Here is a 14,667-nt window from a genome sequence, read left to right as displayed (position 1 = left end):
GGGGCGAGGGCTGCGCCGCATCTCCTACCGCAATTTTGACCCACCTCAAGGCGCAGTCATCGCGCCGCGCTCACACTCTTCTCCATCATCCGGGGAGAAGAGAATGCCTTTCGACAGTATGCTGGTTGCCGCGGCCGTGGTCGCAATGTTCGTCTGCTTCGCCCTGCCGCTGGCCTGGGTCTCGCGTCAGACTTACGGGAAATCCTGAGCCCTCGGCGGGCCGCATGTCATCTCGCAAATAGCTGATTTGTCCTCCAAAACATGCCAAGACTCATGCGATGAGTTCTGACTCCCGGTCGCGGTTGCGCGGTATCGGGGGTATTGGCGTGCGAAGGAGAACAAATGGCTGCTCATGTGAGTCCGCTGGCCGGCAAAACCATCGATCCATCCCTGCTGGTCAACGTGCCTCGGCTGGTGACGGCGTATTTCGCCGGCAAGCCGGATCCGTCCATCCCCGCCCAGCGTGTGGCTTTCGGCACGTCCGGCCATCGCGGCTCCGCACTCCATAATTCCTTCAACGAAAACCACATCCTCGCCGTCAGCCAGGCGATCTGCGATTACCGCAAGGGTGCCGGCATCGACGGCCCGCTCTTCATCGGTATCGATACTCATGCGCTGGCCGAACCGGCGCTGGTTTCGGCGCTGGAAGTCTTCGCCGCCAATGGCGTTCATGTGCGGATCGACAAGGACGGCGGTTATACGCCGACGCCGGTGATCTCCCACGCCATCCTCACTTACAACAAGGGCCGCACCTCGGGCCTCGCGGATGGCGTCGTAGTCACGCCGTCACATAATCCGCCGGAAGACGGCGGCTTCAAATATAATCCGCCCAATGGTGGCCCGGCCGATACCGACATCACCGGGATCATGGAGAAGGCCGCCAACGGCTTCCTCGAAAACGACATGGCTGGCGTCCGGCGCATCCCGATCGCGCGCGCCCGCAAATCCGAATTCGTCAAACCATATGACTACATCACGCCCTATGTGACCGACCTCGCTGATGTCGTCGACATGGAGGCGATCCGCGCGAGCGGCGTCAAGATCGGCATCGATCCGCTCGGCGGCGCCGGCGTCCATTACTGGCAGCCGATCATCGAGCGCTACAAGCTCGATGGGACCATCGTGAACACAACGATCGATCCGACCTTCCGCTTCATGACGCTGGACTGGGACGGCAAGATCCGCATGGACTGTTCATCGCCCTATGCGATGGCCAAGCTTATCGGCATGCGCGAGAAATTCGACGTCGCTTTCGCCAACGATACCGATGCCGACCGCCACGGCATCGTCACATCAACCGGCGGCCTGATGAATCCGAACCACTATCTGGCCGCGTCCATCGACTATCTGTTCGCGCACCGTCCGGACTGGCGCAAGGATGCGGCGGTGGGCAAGACCATCGTCTCCAGCGCCATCATCGACCGCGTGGTGAACAAGCTTGGCCGCAAACTCGTGGAGACACCGGTCGGCTTCAAATGGTTCGTGAACGGTCTTGTCGATGGTTCATTCGGCTTCGGCGGTGAGGAGAGCGCCGGCGCGTCGTTTCTGCGCAAGGACGGCACGGTGTGGACCACCGACAAGGACGGACTTATTCTGGGCCTGCTCGCCGCCGAGATCACCGCGGTGACGAAAGAAAATCCGAGCCAGCGCTTCGAGAAACTCACGCAGGAATTCGGTGTGCCCTATTACGAGCGCATCGACGCCGCGGCCACGCCCGAGCAGAAGAACGTACTGAAGAAAGTCACGCCGGAGCAGATCGGCATGCTTGAGCTCGCCGGCGATGCGGTGACCAAGACCGAAAGCAAGGCGGCCGGCAACGATCAGTCCTTCGGCGGCATCAAGGTCTCGACCGCCAATGGCTGGTTCGCCGCGCGACCGTCAGGCACCGAGGACGTCTACAAGATCTACGCGGAGAGTTTCCGCAGCGAGGATCATCTCAAGCAGATCCAGCGCGACGCGCAGGCGGCGATCTCGAAGGTGTTTGGAACCAAGTAACTCTCAGCATGTCGTCCCCGCGCAGGCGGGGACCCATAGCCACCGCAAGTGCAGTTGAAAGCAGAGTTACGACGACGGCGTTCTAACTCATTCTTCGGCGCGTATGGGTCCCCGCCTGCGCGGGGACGACAATACGCCTCTAATGCCCGCTCGTCCGCCACCGCAAGAGCCGCGCCTCGACCATCGACATCGCCAGCGCGGTCACATAGCCGATCACGCCGAGCAGGATCACGCCGGCGAACAGATCCGGCGAACGAAACGCGCGCGCCGACAGCAACACCCAGTGGCCTAATCCATCGAGGCCGGCGAGGATTTCGCAGACCACCGCCAGGATCAGCGACACGGTCAGGCTGAGCCGCATGCCGGAGATGATGTCGGGGCTGGCAGATGGTAGAGCGATCTTGAAGATCACCGCGAGGCGCGACATGTGCAGCGAGCGTGCGACCTCATAGAGACGCGGCTCTACTGCGCCGAAGCCGTGTATGGTCGCAAGCAGCATCGGCCAGATCGCGCCGAAGGCGATGACGAACAGCGCCATGCCCTGGGTCAGCCCGAACAAAGCGATGGCGACGGGAATGATCGCCGATACGGGCAGGGGTCGCAGGAATTCCAGCGACGGCGCCACATAGCTGCGCATTGCTTTGGATGAGCCGATCATGGCGCCGAGTGCGATGCCGACGACAGATGCGACCAGCCAGCCATAGAACATGTGTTCGAGGGTGCCGATTGTCTTGTCCAGCAACGTGCCATTGCTGAAGCCGCGCATCAGCGCCGCCCATGCGCGATCGGGGCCAGGCAGAAACACCGGCGAGACCAGTTTCAGATTGGCGATCAACTGCCATAGCGCGATCAGGCCTGCAGCCACGGCGAAACTGGCCAGGCGCCAGAGGGTGAGTGCCCAGTTCATCGGACCTCCCCCGCTAGCGCTGCGGGGCCAAACAGATGCTGCTGCGCGGCCAGCAATCCGGCATTGAGCGCGTAGCCGATCAGGCCGATCCACAAGAGGTAAGCGAGCATCAGATCGGGACGTAATGCCTGCTGCGCAATCATGATTCCGGCGCCGAGCCCGATGGGATTGATCGCGATTTCCACCGTGACCGCGACGATCAGCGCGATGCCCGCCGCTAGGCGAAAGGCGAGAAAGATGCACGGCAGCGCGGCGGGAATGATGATCTTGCTGATACGGTCGCCCGGCGACAGCCGCAGCGCGCGCGACACTTCGATCAGCCGTGGCTCGATGCTGCGCACCGCAGCGCGGCTGAGGATCAGGATCGGCCACACGCAGGCAAAGGCGACGATCACAATTTCCATGCGATAGCCGAAGCCGAGCGCGATCAGGGCGATCGGGAGCAGCGCGATGGACGGGATCGGGCGCAGCGACTCGATGGTCACTTCCATCAATCGGTCCAGCGGCTGGAAGATGCCGAGCGTGATTCCGAGGAACAATCCGATGGCGCCGCCGACCACGAGGCCGGCAAAGGCCGAAGCCAATGTGTCGCGTGTGGCTGAGAGGATCGAGCCATCGCCAAACGCATTGAACAGCGCCAGCACCACGGTGCTCGGCGGCGCCAGCGCGTCGCTGTGGATGTCGACGGAGCGCGCCCAGATTTCCAGCACGATGAGCAGGCTGATCGGAAGGACCGCCGCTTTCAGGCGCTCGGATCTCATGCTTCCGATGCCTTGATGAAATCGAACAATTCGCGGCGCAGGCGCAGGAATTCCGGGTTCTCGCGCGTGGTCAGTTGATCGCGGGGGCGCGGCAGGTCGATGGGCAGATCAATGCCGATGCGGCCGGGATGTGGCAGCAGGCCGACCACGCGGTCGCCTAGATAAATTGCTTCTTCGAGATCATGGGTGACGAAGATCACCGTCGCCTTGCTGGCATCGAGCAGTGACAGGACCTCGTCCTGCAGACCCTGCCGCGTCATGGCATCAAGCGCGCCGAACGGTTCGTCCATCAACAGTGCTTTCGGCTCCTGCGCCAGGCATCGCGCGATCTGCAGGCGCTGCTGCATGCCGCCGGACATCTCGGCGGGATATTTCGCAGCGTGATGGGGCAGGCCGACTTTCTTGAGCAACTCGTCGATGCGCGCCGGGCGCTGTGCCTTGGGCATGCCGATGGTTTCCAGCGCGAGGGCGACATTGCCCGCGGCGGTGCGCCACGGCAGCAGCGCCTTGCCGTAATCCTGGAACACGATGGCAACGTCGCGCCGCGGCGCGCGCATCGGCTCGCCGTCGAAGCTGACTTGTCCCGATGTCGGCTGGTACAGGCCGGCGGCGAGGCGGAGTGCCGTGGTCTTGCCGCAGCCGGAGGCGCCGATGATGCAGAGGAACTCGCCGGGCTTCACGTCGAGGCTGACATTTTCGATAATCGTCTTGCCGCCGAGATCCAGCGTCACGCGCGAAAACGCGATCTGCGACTTCTCAAGCCGGGCCGATGGAATGTCCTTGCGGAGAGCAACGGATGTCATCGCGCTCAATCTCCCTGTCCGGGCGGATAGACGTAAGCGAGCGTCGAATGCAGATGCGATGTCAGCATGGCTTGCGCAGCGCCGGTTTCGCGCGCCAGCACGCGATCCGCGAGAAGCTGATGGGCCGCAACGAAGCGGCCGCCGCTGTCGAAGCCGCGCATCATTACCCGGCGGTAGCGATAGGCCTGATCGTAGAGTTCCGAATGCGCCGAGAGCAGGCGCTTCGATCCGCAGGCCGCGAGCAGGGCCGTGTGAAATCCCTTGTGGAGCTTGTCGAAATCCGGCGCCCCTTCGCGGAATTCGTCGCCGGTGCGTTCGATATGCCGGCGCATCTGGTGCAGCGAACTGATGATGCCGGCCTCCCAGGCATCGTCGCCATGTTCGATGGCCAGCCGCAGCGCCTCCATCTCCACCACGCTGCGCATCCGTGTGATGTCGGCCAGATCCTCGCGGCTGATGTCGGCGACGCGAAAACCGCGCTGGCCGATGCCGATGATCAGGCCGCGTGAGATCAGGCGTGACAATCCCTCGCGCATCGGCGTGGCGCCGATCTCGTAACGCTGCACGAGATCGACGATACCAAGCCGCGTTCCTGGCGCGAGATTGCCGGCAATGATGTCGTGCTGCAGCAGCGTCGCGGCACGTTCGCTCAGCGTATCCGAGCCGGAGACATCGATTGGACTGCTAAGGGGCTGGCCCGTCATTCCGTTCGACCTATTTCAGGATCAGCTTGGTGAGATCGAGCTTCGTCTCCAGCATTTTCTGCGAAGACATCACGTCGATCCACCATGCCAGTTGCTCGGGCTTCAGCACCGGCTCCGACTTGTTCGGCGGCGAGGCCTTCACCAGCTCGATGGTCTGTTTGGTGAATTTGGCGATTGCGGCTGAGGTCTTGTCCTTGTCGCTGTTCACGATCGCCGCACCTTCGGCGACGGCCGCGCGGAACTTCCTGATGGTGTCGGGATTCTTCTCGGCCCACTCGCGCGAGGCTGCATAGAAAATGATCGGCTCCGTGCGTTCGAGCTCGGTCGCATAGCGTGCGCCGATGCTGCCGCTGCCAGCCGCCAGCATGCGCGATACGGTGGGCTCGGCGGTCAGCACGGCATCGACACCGCCGGACTTGATGATGTCCGGCATGGTCGGGAAGGTGACCTCGACGAAATTGACTTTCTTCGGATCGACGCCCTTGTCGACCAGCCATTTGACGAACAGCACGTGGAGGAACGCACCGAGACCCGGCGCGCCGACCTTCTTGCCGATGAAGTCCTTCGGCTCCTTGATGGTGATGCCGTTACGCACGAAGGCGGTGATATTGGCGTTGGATGTCGGGCTCATCACCGTTGCGCCGGCGACCGCGACGAGATCGAGGCCGCCGTCGGCAGCTTGCAGGAAGACGGTGGAGGTCGGGCCGCCGATCTGGATCGAGCCGGACAGGATGGCCGCCGGGATATTGGAATTGATGCCGATGGGGATCATCTCGGCATCGAGACCGTGTTTCTTGAAGATGCCTTCATCGACCGCGACCATCGCGGAGGCGCAGTCAGTTGTTGCAGTGCAACCGATCTGGAGTTTGGTCTGGGCATGTGCGGTGCCCGTCACAGCGAGCGTGGCCAACAGGGCCGTCACCGTCCACCTGGTCATGGTCGTCTCCTCACCCGCGTTTTTTCGATCGCGAAGCAATCTTTGCGATCGCCTCTTGTTTATCGATATTTTTTTTGATCATATATTTTATCGAAGAACAAAAGCAAGTGGGAGACTCCAGTGAAGCTCGCGACATTTCGTGCCGGTGGCCGGGACAAGGTCGGCATCGTGCATGCCAGTGATACCAGGCTGTTCGATCTCGCCGGCGCCGCGGCCCGCGACGGCAGCAATCCGGCCTTCAACTCGATGCTGGCGCTGATCGATGCAGGTGAAGGCGCGCTCGATGCCGCGCGAAAGATTTTCGACAAACATGGCAGCGACGCATCGCTGTCGGTGAATGTCGCGGGCGCAGATGTCCTGGCGCCCGTGCCGGAGCCGCGTCAGTGCCGCGACGGCATGTCGTTTCCGCTGCATATCCTCCAGGCGCCGCGTGGCCAGCTCAAGCTCGCGGCGCGGGCCAAGAACGACATGGCCGAACTGGCGCGGCTGGATGCCGAGCCGCTCGGCGAACTGCCCGAAGTCTATCGCCGCCAGCCGATCTACTACATCACCAACCGGTTCAGCGTGCGCGGCACCAACACCACGGTGAAATGGCCGCGCTACAGCAAGGTGATGGATTACGAACTCGAATTTGGCATCATCACCAAGAACAAGGGCGCGAATATTTCCGCAGCCAAGGCGAAGGACCACATCTTCGGCTACACCATCTTCAACGATTTCTCCGCGCGCGACGCCCAGCGGCTCGAGATGGAAGGCCGGCTTGGTCCCGCCAAGGGCAAGAGCTTCGACGGCGGCAATGTGATGGGTCCGTGGATCGTCACGCCCGACGAGATCGGCGATCCCTACAGACTGAAGATGGAATGCCGCGTCAACGGCAAGGTGCGCTCGTCCTCGACCAGCGAGGGCATGCTGTTCTCCTTCGAGGAGATCATCGCCCATGTGACGCAGGACGAGACGCTGATGCCCGGCGAATTCATCGGCTCCGGCACCGTCGGCAATGGCTGCGGTCTCGAACTCGGCTGGTATCTCGAACATAATGATGAGATCGAGCTCGAGGTCGAGAAGATCGGCGTGTTGAAGAACAAGGTGGTGCGGCAGGACGTGTGAGGATGCCTCGTTTCGAAGCGCCAACCTCTCACCACGTCATGGCCGGGCTTGTCCCGGCCATCCACGTCTTGAAGATGAAGTGCAGAAGACGTGGATACCCGGCATTCGCCGGGCATGACGGCGCAAAACAATAACATCCAAGAAACAACATAAGGAAACCCGATGTCCCGTCGCCTCATCGATATCTCCGTTCCCCTGCAGAACGACGTCCCCGCGGATCCGCCGGGCAATCATCCCACCATCAACTATGTCGATCACCAGCAGGGCCTGCCGCGGATGCTGCAGTTCTTCGACGGGCTGAAAAAGGAAGACCTGCCGGACGGCGAGGGCTGGGCGGTGGAGCTGGTGCAGCTCTCGACCCATAACGGCACGCACCTCGATGCGCCCTATCACTTCCATCCCACCATGAATCGCGGCGAGCGCTCATGGACCATCGACGAAGTGCCGCTGGAATGGTGTTTCCAGCCGGGCGTGAAGCTCGACTTCCGGCATTTGCCCGACGGTTATGTTGCGACAGCCAAGGATGTTGAAGACGAACTCAAGCGTATCGGCCATACGCTGAGCCCGCTGGAGATCGTCGTCGTCAACACCTCCGCCGGCGTCAAATACGGTCAGCAGGACTACGTCACCTCCGGCTGCGGCATGGGCTATGAGGCCACCATGTATCTCCTGGAACGCGGCGTGCGCCTCACTGGCATCGACGGCTGGAGCTGGGACGCGCCGTTCGTCTACACCGCGAAGAAATATGCCGAAACGAAGGATGCCAGCCTGATCTGGGAAGGCCACAAGGCCGGCCGCCATATCGGCTATTGCCATATCGAGAAGCTGCACAATCTCGAGCAATTGCCGTCCACCGGCTTCATGGTGTCGTGCTTCCCGGTGAAGATCGAGAAGGCATCGGCAGGGTGGACAAGGGCGGTGGCGATTATCGATTGAACCAAGTCGTCATTCCGGGGCGCTCGCTCTTCGCGAGCGAACGCCGCCCCACGCTGTCATTCCGGGGCGTGGGCGCCTCTTGGCGCACGCGAACCCGGAATCCCGAAATGTTCAGCGTTGAACACATCGAGATTCCGGGTCTGCACTCCAGCCTGCTTCGCAGTCTTACGTGCATCCCGGAATGACGAGCCGCGCCGCCCTACACCGCCGCCGCTTCCTCGTGTCCGAAATAAGCCCGCTCCAGCCGCTGCGGCAGGTTCGCTTCGGTTGTCGCCGCTTCCAGCACGATACGCCCCTGCGACAGGGCATAGACGCGGTTGGCAGCAGCCAGTGCTTTCTCCACCAGTTGCTCCACCAGCAGCACGGCAGTGCCTTGCCTCTGCAACTGCGCGATCACCGTCAGCACGCGGTCGACCAGTACGGGCGACAGACCCGCAGACGGCTCGTCCAGCATCAAGAGGCGTGGGCGCCGCACGAGGCCCTGTGCCACCACCAGCATCTGCTGCTGTCCGCCTGACAATGACGCTCCGCGCTCATGGCGTTTCTCGGCGATCTCCGGAAAGAACGACAGCGCCTCATCAACGCGCGCGTTGCGCTCGCCGCGCGGCAGGTCGTAGGCGGCGAGCAGCAGGTTTTCCGTTACGGTCTGCTGCGTGAACACGCGGTGGCCTTCGATTACATGCACAAGGCCGGCGCGGGCCGCTTCGCGCGGCGTGCCGTTGCTGATATCGCGGGTGTCGAAGCGCACGCTGGCGGCATTGACCGGCAGCAGGCCGGAGATCGCGCGCAATAACGTCGACTTGCCGGCGCCATTGGGGCCGAGCAATGTCACCACTTCGCCGGCAGCGATATGCAGGTCGATGCCATGCAGCACGCGGATCTTGCCGTAGCCGGATTCCAGCGCGGTGACTTTCAGCAGCGGTTCAGCCTCCGAGGTAAGCACTGACGACCTCCTTGTGAACGCGGACTTCGGCCGGCGTGCCGGCGGCGAGGATCTTGCCGAGATTGAGCACCGTGACCTGATCGCAGATGTCGAAGATCAGGTCGGCGTGATGTTCGACCAGCAGCACGCCGGTGCCGCGGCGGCTGATCGCCTTGATCAGCGCGCCGAGCCTTGTGATCTCGTCGCTGGAGAGGCCTGCGGCAGGTTCGTCCAGCAGCAGGAAGTCCGGCTGCAGCATCAAGGCGCGGGCGATCTCGATAAAGCGCAACTCGCTGTGCTGCAGGCGGTCGGCGCGAACATCCGCCAGCGCCTCCAGCCCGACAACGCCGAGCATCGCCCGCGCCTGTGCCGTGAGCTTGCGCTCGTCGCGATGATGCCGTGGCAGCGACAGCAGCGCCTCGGCGAATGTCGCCTCGCCCTCGATGGTGCCGCCGACCATAACATTCTCAAGCACCGAAGCCTCGCCGATCACGCGCGGCGTCTGGAAGGTGCGGGCGATACCCTTGCCGGCGCGCAGTTCCGGTATGCCCGGCGGCAGCGCGTCGTCGCCGAGGGTGATCGTCCCGCCCTTGGCGGCGTAGTAGCCGGAGATCACGTTGAGCGTCGTGGTCTTGCCGGAGCCGTTGGGCCCGATCAGGCCATGGATCTGGCCGGGCTTCACATCGAGATCGAGCCCGTCGATGGCGCGGACATTGCCAAAGGTGAGCACGACCTCACGCAGGGCCAGCGTCTTGGTCGTGGCCGTCTTGCGCAGCACCTCGGAGAGTCCGGCGATACGCGGCACGATGGCGCGGTTGCTGGCGAGCGGACGTCTGCTCTTGAAGTCTAGCAGCGCCGCAATGCCGCCGGGCATCACCAGCACGATGAGCAGCAGCAGCACCGCATAGAGGAAGGTCGACCATGCGGCGAGCGGTGCGGCGATTTCCGGCAGGATGGTGAGGATGATCGTGCCGAGCATCGGGCCGAGAATGGAGCCGCGACCGCCGATCAGGATGGCGATGAAGAACAAAACCGAGAGATCGAAAGTGAAAGCGTCCGGCGTGATATAGGTCTGCAGGCTGGCGAACAGCCCGCCGGCAAAGGCCGCCATGGCGCCGGCGAGCAGGAAGATCGATACCAGCAGTTTCGGTTTGGAAATGCCGGTGGCTTCCGCCGCCACATCGGCATCGCGGATCGCGATCAGGGCGCGGCCGAACCGGCTATAGGCGATATTGGCGCTGAGCCAGGTCGCCACTGCCGCAAAGCCGATGCACAGATAATAGAAACCCCATGGCGTGTTGAACGGTGCCGAGAATTCCGGGCCGACGATGCCGATGCCGCCGCCGGTGACGCTCTGCCAGGCCAGCGCGATCTGCGTCACGATGGTGGCGAAGCCGAGCGTGGTCATGGCGAAATAGAAGGTGCGCAGCCGCATCGCCGGTAGGCCGACGATCACGCCGAACACAGCGCCGACGCAGCTTGCGATGATCAGCGCGCCATAGATCGGCACCGGCGGCAGCACATTGCCGGCGGCAAGCACGCTGGTCGTGTAGGCACCTAACGTCAGCAGCGCCACATAGCCGATGGCGAGATGGCCGGCGAAGCCGACGACGAGATTGAGGCCTGCCACCAGCACCCAGTAGATTGCCGCACGGGTGCCGATCAGCGCCCAGTAGTCGTTGCTGACGAAGGGCAGGATCATCGCCAGCGCGAAGACGCCGAGGAACGGCAGCAGTGCCGGCAGCACGGAATGTTTTGTCGTCGTCTCGCGCGATGTCGACATATCGGTGATCGCCGTCATCACACCCTCCGCGCCGTTGCGGAGCCGAACAGGCCCGAGGGCGCTGCCAGCAAGACGATGATGAAGATCGCGAACACCGCGACCGACGAGAAGATGCCGCCGACCAGGAAATTCGCCGCCTGCTGGAACAGGCCGAGTGCGAGGCCGCCGATCAGCGCGCCACGATTGTTGCCGAGGCCGCCGAGCGCCACCGGCACGAAGCCGTAGAAATTCAGCAGCGCGCCATTGGCGAAGAAGGCCAGCATCAATTCACCGCCGGCGAAGCCCGCCACGCCGCCGATCACGCCGGCCAGCGCATAGCTCGCGACACGCAGGTTGCGTTCAGGCAGGCCAAGCGCACGCGCCGCGAAATTGTCTTCGGCGATCGCCATGAAGGCATGGCCGACGAGTGTGCGGCGATAGAGATATTCGAGTCCGAGAATGGTGAGGCCGCAGGCCACGACAGGGAGCCAGAATTTCTCGTCCCACACGCCGGTGCCGAGACCGACGATGCGCGGGAAGGGCTGCGGCTCGGTGCCCCACTTGATCGCGGTGACCTGCTGGATCATCAGTGCGAGTGCGAGCGTCGACAGCACATAGAGATGCTGCTCGAGGCTTTTGAGCACCGGACGCACCGCGACGAATTCGGTGATGACGCCGATGATCGCGCAGGCGACCAGGGTGAGGGCGAAGCCGACCAAGGTCGGCATCCCCATTTTCAGCATGAACAGCGAGCCGAACACCCCGCCGAGCATGGCGAGCTGCCCGGCGGTGAAGCTCATCACCCGCGAGGTCGAGAACATCGTATTGTAGGTGATGCCGACGAGCGCATAGATCGCGCCCGCCGCGAGGCCTGAAGCTATGATCGAGCCGAGCATGTTGGTCGTCCTCGCGCCGGCCTATGAGTAGCCGGGGGCGAGGGCGAAGGTGCCGTTCTTGGCGGACCGCGCTTCCGACATGACGATCTCGTCGGTCGGATAGCCGTTATGCTGGGTGGGTGAGAACGAGTAGTTGCCGAAATAGCCGGGATATTTCGACAGCGAGTTCCAGTATTTGACGATGCCCTCGCTGTCGGTCGATCCGCTGGCCTCGACAGCCTTGGCAATTAGTTCGACGGCGTCGATACCGCCAGCAATCCACCACAGCAGCGTGTCGTTGAGCGGCACCTTGGCCTTGTTCAGGCGCTCGACGAGATTCTGGCTCTTGGCAGGCAGCTTGCCGGCTGAATCGTAGCTGCAGCTCTTGTAGCCGATGGCGTAGACCTTCTCCCAGTTGGCCGGCTTCTCGATCAGGCTGGCGAGTTCGCCGGATGCCAGCGACGGATGGCCGACAAAGGCAACATCCCAACCCATCGACGCCCGGGTGTTGAACATGCGCGCTTCCATGCCGGTGGAGACGCTCCACACCACGATGACCTGCGCCGCGGCACTCTTGGCGCGCAGCATGTCCGGCGTCATGTCGGGCTGCGTCGCGTCGATATTGGCCTGATAGACGACATCCGCGCCGTCTTTCTTGAAGGCCTCGACCGAGGCCTTCACCGCAGTGACGCCGTAGCCGGTGGTGTCGCCGATCACAGCGATCTTGCTGACTTTCAAGACCTTGAGACAGTAGTTACGCACGGCGTCGTCCCACTGGCCGTTGGACGGCGCGATACGGAACGCGGCGGGGAATTTCGCGGGGTCGATCAGCGTATCGACGACGCAAGGGTGCAGGTCGGGCATCTTGGCGCGTGCCATCAGCGGCGTTGTGGCGAGTGCTTCGCCGGAGTTCACCGGCCCCCAGATCGCATGGACCTTGGCCTGGCTGATCAGCTCCTGCGTGGCGTTAACCGCCTTGGTGGGATCGCCCTGCGTGTCACGGGTGATGATCTCGATCTTGCGGCCCTTGACGCCGCCGGCGGCATTGATGGCTTCCGTGGCAAATGTGACGCCGCGGTTGAAGCCGACGGTCGGCGCCGAACTCGGTCCGGTCATGGCCGCGAGCCAGCCGATCTTGATCGGTTCGGACGATTGCGCAATGGCGGGACGTGCGAGTGGAAAGGTGGCTGCGCCGAGTGCGCCGGCGCCGCCCAATAGAATACCACGACGAGAAATGCTCATCTTGACTTCCTCCCTGTGTTTTCCCTTTGCGGTGCCTGTCATTGATGCAGGCATCCGTTTCGTCCGCCCGGTCACTGCCGGATGATGTGTGTGATGTCGTTGGTCGGTCAGATACTCCGGATCGTCATGACATGCGCCGACGTCGCGCGGTGGCAGCATGCGACGCGCAGATCCATCTCCATCGCCTCAGGCTGACCTGTCGCGGTGGCTTTGGCAATCGGCTTGTGATCTTTGACGATGGCAGGGACGTTGCCAAGGGCTTGGCCGTTGCACGTCACACGGTGCTGCTCTGCAGTCCCGCTCGTCTGCTGCAACGCAATGATGCGCGAATGTCGTCAGGTCGCGCTGAAGCCGCCATCTGCCGATAACACATGACCGACGATATAGCCGGCATCGTCGGAGGCGAGCCACACCACGGCTTCTGCGACTTCATGCGGCTGTCCCATGCGGCGGATCGGCAGGCCGGCTGCGACGGCCGACATGTCGGCGATCCCCGAGGCCAGCATCATGTCGGTGACGACGCGGCCCGGCGCCACCGCATTGATGCGGATGCCGCGCGGCCCGCATTCCATCGCCGCCGAACGCATCAACGAGATCACCGCCGCTTTCGATGCGGAATAGAGCGCGAGGCCGGGATTGGGATTGCGGATGCCGCTCACCGACGCATTGATGACGATGCGGCCGCCGCCATTCAGCTCCATCGCCTGGATCTGATGCTTCAGGCCAAGAAACACCGAGCGGACATTGGCATCGAACACGGTGTCATAGACCGCGCTGGTCTGCTGCTCGACCGGCGCGCGCCGTTCCTGATAACCGGCATTGTTGAAGGCCACATCGAGCCGCCCGAAACGGGACATCACGGCCTGCACCAGACTGGCGACCTCGGCCTCCTCGGTTACATCGGTGCGGACGAACAGCGTCTTGGCGCCGAACCGGCCGCAGTCTTCGGCGGCGGCCTGTCCCTCGGCCTCGCGGCGGCCTGCGATCACCACCGCAGCTGCGCCTTCCTGCGCCATCAGCAGCGCTGCCGCCCGGCCGATGCCAGTGCCGCCGCCGGTCACGAGGCAGATGCGTCCGGCCATGCGGTCGCGGGGGCGGAACTGGGCAGCGCTGGTTGTCATGGTCATTCCTTGCACGGACCGTGCTAACACGGTCATTATTCGTCGCCAGCAATATAGTTGTATCATGCAACTATCGTCAAGGAGCCTGCGATTGTCCGATATTGACGCTGATTTGATCGATCACATCCGCGCCGCGTCGCGTCTGATGGTGCGCGAACTCGGCTTCATGCAGGCAACGGTTGCAGCGACCGACTATCCGCCATCGGCGGTGCATACGCTGCTGGAGATCGGCGCGCGCGAGGCGATGACCGCGGTCGAATTATCGGCGTTTCTCGGGCTGGAGAAATCCAGCGTCAGCAGGATGATCCGCAAGCTGATCGATGCCGGCGAGCTGAAGGAAGCCGCCAGTGCCGGCGATGGCCGCGTCAAGCGGCTGTTACTCACCGCCAAGGGGCGGCGCACCCGCGAGGCGATCGAGGCCTATGGGCAGCGGCAGGTCACCAATGCCTTGCAGCAACTGGCCCCGGCCCAGCGTCAGAAGGTGGCTGAAGGTCTGGCGCTCTATGCCGAGGCACTGGAAGCGCATCGACTGGCAGAGGTGGAGACGCGGGACCGGACATTGGCCCGGCGGTCTTGAACCGCTACAGTCGATTCC

General features: G+C 63.2%; 14 protein-coding genes. 4 read left to right on the top strand and 10 right to left on the bottom strand.

Features of this window, described 5'->3' with window-relative positions; all coding sequences use genetic code 11:
- Positions 1–342 precede the first annotated feature (342 nt).
- Positions 343–1,995 (top strand): phosphoglucomutase (alpha-D-glucose-1,6-bisphosphate-dependent), encoded by a 1,653-nt coding sequence (pgm, locus tag AB8A27_RS20390; RefSeq protein ID WP_441243490.1) that lies wholly within the window; start codon positions 343–345, stop codon positions 1,993–1,995.
- Positions 1,996–2,134: 139 nt separating this feature from the next.
- Here pgm and AB8A27_RS20385 read toward each other — a convergent pair whose 3' ends face one another.
- From AB8A27_RS20385 to AB8A27_RS20365, 5 genes are read right to left on the bottom strand one after another with little or no spacing between them, the layout of a single operon-like run.
- Positions 2,135–2,902: an ABC transporter permease gene (locus AB8A27_RS20385; RefSeq protein WP_441243489.1), complete on the bottom strand. Its 768-nt coding sequence runs from the start codon at positions 2,900–2,902 to the stop codon at positions 2,135–2,137.
- Positions 2,899–3,663 carry an ABC transporter permease gene (locus tag AB8A27_RS20380; protein WP_441243488.1) on the bottom strand — a complete coding sequence of 255 codons (765 nt, stop codon included), beginning with the start codon at positions 3,661–3,663 and terminating at the stop codon, positions 2,899–2,901. The genes AB8A27_RS20385 and AB8A27_RS20380 overlap by 4 nt, the downstream gene beginning before the upstream one ends.
- Positions 3,660–4,466, bottom strand: a complete 807-nt coding sequence (locus AB8A27_RS20375; RefSeq protein WP_441243487.1) for an ABC transporter ATP-binding protein — start codon at positions 4,464–4,466, stop codon at positions 3,660–3,662. Before AB8A27_RS20375 ends, AB8A27_RS20380 begins: the two co-directional genes overlap by 4 nt.
- A gap of 5 nt (positions 4,467–4,471) precedes the next feature.
- Positions 4,472–5,170 (bottom strand): GntR family transcriptional regulator, encoded by a 699-nt coding sequence (locus tag AB8A27_RS20370; RefSeq protein ID WP_441243486.1) that lies wholly within the window; start codon positions 5,168–5,170, stop codon positions 4,472–4,474.
- Between the two features lie 10 nt (positions 5,171–5,180).
- The gene (locus tag AB8A27_RS20365) at positions 5,181–6,107 is read right to left on the bottom strand and encodes an ABC transporter substrate-binding protein (protein ID WP_441243485.1); all 927 of its coding nucleotides are present in this window, start codon (positions 6,105–6,107) and stop codon (positions 5,181–5,183) included.
- 120 nt (positions 6,108–6,227) lie between these two features.
- Between AB8A27_RS20365 and AB8A27_RS20360 the strand changes: the two genes are divergently transcribed.
- Together AB8A27_RS20360 and AB8A27_RS20355 are read left to right on the top strand one after the other, a co-directional pair.
- Complete coding sequence (locus tag AB8A27_RS20360; RefSeq protein WP_441243484.1) at positions 6,228–7,214, top strand: fumarylacetoacetate hydrolase family protein; 987 nt, start codon at positions 6,228–6,230, stop codon at positions 7,212–7,214.
- 162 nt (positions 7,215–7,376) lie between these two features.
- Positions 7,377–8,150, top strand: coding sequence for a cyclase family protein (locus tag AB8A27_RS20355; RefSeq protein ID WP_441243483.1), 774 nt, complete (start codon positions 7,377–7,379; stop codon positions 8,148–8,150).
- Between the two features lie 199 nt (positions 8,151–8,349).
- On the opposite strand, the gene AB8A27_RS20350 is transcribed toward AB8A27_RS20355, so the two are convergent.
- From AB8A27_RS20350 to AB8A27_RS20330, 5 genes are all read right to left on the bottom strand, one after another.
- Positions 8,350–9,093 (bottom strand): ABC transporter ATP-binding protein, encoded by a 744-nt coding sequence (locus AB8A27_RS20350; protein WP_441243482.1) that lies wholly within the window; start codon positions 9,091–9,093, stop codon positions 8,350–8,352.
- A complete protein-coding gene (locus tag AB8A27_RS20345) occupies positions 9,074–10,873 on the bottom strand; it encodes a branched-chain amino acid ABC transporter ATP-binding protein/permease (RefSeq protein ID WP_441243481.1) in 1,800 nt (599 codons plus the stop codon). The genes AB8A27_RS20350 and AB8A27_RS20345 overlap by 20 nt, the downstream gene beginning before the upstream one ends.
- Positions 10,873–11,730: a branched-chain amino acid ABC transporter permease gene (locus AB8A27_RS20340; RefSeq protein ID WP_092145625.1), complete on the bottom strand. Its 858-nt coding sequence runs from the start codon at positions 11,728–11,730 to the stop codon at positions 10,873–10,875. Before AB8A27_RS20340 ends, AB8A27_RS20345 begins: the two co-directional genes overlap by 1 nt.
- Positions 11,731–11,751: 21 nt before the next feature.
- Positions 11,752–12,951 carry an ABC transporter substrate-binding protein gene (locus AB8A27_RS20335; RefSeq protein WP_441243480.1) on the bottom strand — a complete coding sequence of 400 codons (1,200 nt, stop codon included), beginning with the start codon at positions 12,949–12,951 and terminating at the stop codon, positions 11,752–11,754.
- Between the two features lie 335 nt (positions 12,952–13,286).
- The gene (locus AB8A27_RS20330) at positions 13,287–14,072 is read right to left on the bottom strand and encodes an SDR family NAD(P)-dependent oxidoreductase (protein ID WP_441243479.1); all 786 of its coding nucleotides are present in this window, start codon (positions 14,070–14,072) and stop codon (positions 13,287–13,289) included.
- Positions 14,073–14,163: 91 nt separating this feature from the next.
- Here AB8A27_RS20330 and AB8A27_RS20325 point away from each other — a divergent pair, with 91 nt between their 5' ends.
- On the top strand, positions 14,164–14,649 hold the full coding sequence (locus tag AB8A27_RS20325; RefSeq protein WP_441243478.1) for a MarR family winged helix-turn-helix transcriptional regulator: 486 nt from the start codon (positions 14,164–14,166) through the stop codon (positions 14,647–14,649).
- Positions 14,650–14,667 lie beyond the last annotated feature (18 nt).

It is taken from the genome of Tardiphaga sp. 768_D3_N2_1 (genome assembly GCF_052076105.1).
GTDB lineage: Bacteria > Pseudomonadota > Alphaproteobacteria > Rhizobiales > Xanthobacteraceae > Tardiphaga.
This window is presented reverse-complemented; position numbering and strand designations above follow the sequence as displayed.